Annotated in this window: 1 protein-coding gene; it reads right to left on the bottom strand. The window is 56.0% G+C overall.

Going from position 1 to position 1,599, the window contains the following annotated elements:
• Window positions 1-1,599, bottom strand: a 1,599-nt coding sequence (locus AM629_RS21030; RefSeq protein WP_152912055.1) for a non-ribosomal peptide synthetase, incomplete at both ends; no start/stop codon positions are given.

The following is a 1,599-nucleotide window of genomic DNA, read 5'->3' on the forward strand; positions in this document are numbered from 1 at the left end:
CCAAATCGCCGCCAACGCGATTTCCGTTTCTCCCTGCGGGGCCTCGTAAACCTGACGGGCAAACGCCTCTCCGTCCGGCGCCGGCAACGCCAGACGATCCAGCTTACTGTTAGGCGTCAATGGAAACTTATCCAGCCGCACAAAAGCTGACGGCACCATATAATCCGGCAACAGGGCGCTCAGGTGGGTACGCAGACTATTAACCAGTTCCTCATGGGCTTCCGCCACCACATAAGCCACCAGCCGTTTCTCCTGCCCTTCTCCCAGCGCCAGCACCACACAGTCACTCACCGCCGGATGTGCCGACAACCGGCCCTCAATTTCCCCCGGCTCTATCCTGAAACCACGGATTTTAACCTGATAGTCATTACGCCCCAGGAAATCCAGATTACCGTCCGGCAGATAACGGGCCAAATCCCCGGTTCGGTACATCCGCGCACCCGGTTTATCACTGAACGGATCTATCAGGAAACGTTCCGCCGTCAAATCCGGGCGATTCAGGTAGCCTCGCGTCACGCCCGCTCCACCTATGTATAATTCCCCTATCGCCCCCAGCGGCACAGGATGACCTTCTCTATCCAGTAAATACAGACGGGTATTGGTCAGCGGACGTCCGATTGTCGGATAAGGATGCGCCGCCTCTATACAGGCCAGCGTCGCATCCACCGTGCATTCCGTTGGGCCGTAGACATTATAGGCCGTCAACTGCGGCATCCCCGCTATTGTCTGCCAGGTTTGGATTGATATGGGTTCTCCCCCAATCAACAGCACCAGCGCTTTGTTATATTCAGACAAACCCGCTGCCAACAACATCTCTAATTGCATTGGCGTACAGTCCAGCACGTCCAGATTGGTCGTGACTAAAAACTGCAAGAAAGCCGCACTATCCGCTCGAACATCTTGTGGAACAATGACCAGCGTATAGCCATTCAGCAAACCCAGTACGTTTTGCAATGCCGCATCAAAGGCAATACTGGCATTCAGGCTGACCCGGTAAGGCGCAGATGATGACGGCGCAAACACGCGGGCTGTCAGCGCTCCATGCAGATTTAACAGCGAATCATGTTCAACCATGACGCCTTTCGGCATCCCCGTCGAACCAGAGGTATAAATCACATACGCCAGATGTCGTGGCGTCAGCCCGGCTATCTGCGGATTCGTCTCCCTCTGGTCTGGCAAAATATTAGGGTCCAGCACCGTCAGTCCGGCCAGCGCTTCTCGGCCCACGACAGCACAGCCTGCCTCATCAGCCAGTATCACTGATGACGCTGCATCACGCAGAACGTGGGTCAGACGTTCACTCGGATAGGTCGGGTCCAGCGGCACATAAGCCCCACCGGCTTTCAGTACCGCCAATATTCCCACCACCATGGCCGGAGAACGTGATACGCAAATCGCCACCCGCTGATCAGGCTCTACGCCCAGAGCAATCAGCTGATGAGCCAGCCGGTTAGCGCGGGCATTCAATTGCGCATAACTGAGCGTCTGCGTTTCATACTCTAACGCCGTCGCGTCCGGGGTTTTCTCTACCTGCTGTTCAAACAATTGGTGAACACACCACGGGTCAGGGTACGCCGTTTCCGTCGCATTCCAGGTTTC

It is taken from the genome of Photorhabdus heterorhabditis (genome assembly GCF_001280945.1).
In the GTDB taxonomy this organism is placed as follows: Bacteria; Pseudomonadota; Gammaproteobacteria; order Enterobacterales; family Enterobacteriaceae; genus Photorhabdus; species Photorhabdus heterorhabditis.